General features: G+C 51.6%; 2 protein-coding genes. Both read right to left on the bottom strand.

Annotation, left to right across the window (positions count from 1 at the left end; genetic code table 11):
* Window positions 1-407 (bottom strand): Hsp70 family protein (locus KDK13_RS08430; protein ID WP_257284536.1); only part of this gene is annotated, 407 nt, incomplete at its 3' end.
* 216 nt (window positions 408-623) lie between these two features.
* Window positions 624-1238 carry a nucleotide exchange factor GrpE gene (gene grpE / locus KDK13_RS08425; RefSeq protein WP_257284535.1) on the bottom strand — a complete coding sequence of 205 codons (615 nt, stop codon included), beginning with the start codon at window positions 1236-1238 and terminating at the stop codon, window positions 624-626.
* Between the last annotated feature and the right edge of the window lie 204 nt (window positions 1239-1442).

The following is a 1442-nucleotide window of genomic DNA, read 5'->3' as shown; positions in this document are numbered from 1 at the left end:
GGTTCGCCCAGATAGTCTTCCGCAGTTTTCTTCATCTTCTTCAGGATTTCGGCAGAAATCTGCGGTGGGGCTTTCTTGTCGCCCTTAACCTCAACCCATGCATCGCCGTTGTCCGCTTCGACGATTTTGTACGGCACCATCTTGATGTCTTTCTGAACAACGTCGTCCTTGAAGCGACGGCCGATCAGACGCTTGATGGCAAAGAGGGTATTGTCAGGGTTGGTAACTGCCTGGCGCTTGGCTGGCTGGCCTACCAGAATCTCGCCGTCGTCGGTGTAGGCGATGATGGAAGGCGTAGTACGTGCGCCTTCGGCGTTTTCGATGACTTTGGATTTATCGCCGTCCAGGATAGCCACACAGGAGTTGGTGGTACCCAGGTCAATACCAATAATTTTGCCTTTACTCATTTTGAGTCTCTCCGTTGCCCGTAATCAGGGCGGAAAACTTTGAAATCTTTGTTCGCTGCCCAATGGTTTCAACCGATGTTGAGTCTTGTGAAACAGCGTTTAGGTGGTGATTACCACGAACTTGGTTTGCTATATGGGAGCGGTCTTTGCTTTTTCAAGGGGCTCTTGCAAGATTCTCGATCAGCCTCCCGGAGCCCCTATTCAGTAAGATTGACCTTAAGCCGCTTTGGAAACCACCACCATGGCCGGGCGGATAACTCGACCGTGCAGTGTGTAGCCTTTTTGGAAGACATTCATCACGGTATTGGGTTCCATATCCGGATTGGGCACCATGGAGATAGCCTGATGGAAGTTCGGGTCGAACGGCTGGCCTTCAGGGTTAACCTGCTCAACACTGAATTTTGCCAGGGCATCCAGCAGCTGTTTGTGGGTCAGGCGCATGCCTTCGAGCATGGTCTCGTGCTGACCCTCACCCTGTTCTGCGCTTTCAATGCCTTTTTCCAGGCTATCGACCACAGGGATCAGCTCGTTGACGAACTTCTCCAGGGCAAACTTGTGGGCTTTTTCGACATCCTGCTCTGCGCGGCGCTTGGTGTTCATGGCTTCGGCATGAGCGCGCAGCGCCTGGTCTTTAGCCTGGGCAAGCTGCTCTTCGAGTTCTTCAATGCGTTTGGCGCTATCGTCGTTGGCCTGCCCTTCGGCCTGATCTTCTGAATCAGCCGCTTCTTCCAGAATTGGGTCAACGGCTGCTTCAGCGTCAGCAGAAATTTCAGTTTCGTTGGCTTCAGGTTGCTCGGCCTGATCTTCTGCTTTGGTGTTTTCTACAGTCATTCCAACGTTTCTCCGGATGTCAATCCAGCCTGAAGTGCTGGCTGGAACGTGTCTTCGTGTTATGGGCCGTGGTGCTTCCATAGGGCCCCGGGGCAAAAGTAAATATTAAGTGATAGCCTAATATGGGGTTCATGGCAGCTTATTCAAGGGGAAATTTGCTTTACCGGTCCGGGATTTAAGTATACTTTATAAATAAACAGTAAC

This window comes from Endozoicomonas sp. SESOKO1 (assembly GCF_024606265.1).
Lineage (GTDB): Bacteria > Pseudomonadota > Gammaproteobacteria > Pseudomonadales > Endozoicomonadaceae > Endozoicomonas.
Note: the sequence above shows the minus strand (reverse complement) of the source record. Positions and strands in the feature narration are given on the sequence as shown.

Excerpts from the sequence above, each read along its gene's own strand:
- grpE (WP_257284535.1), bottom strand. The coding sequence starts at position 1,238 with ATGACTGTAGAAAACACCAAAGCAGAAGATCAGGCCGAGCAACCTGAA.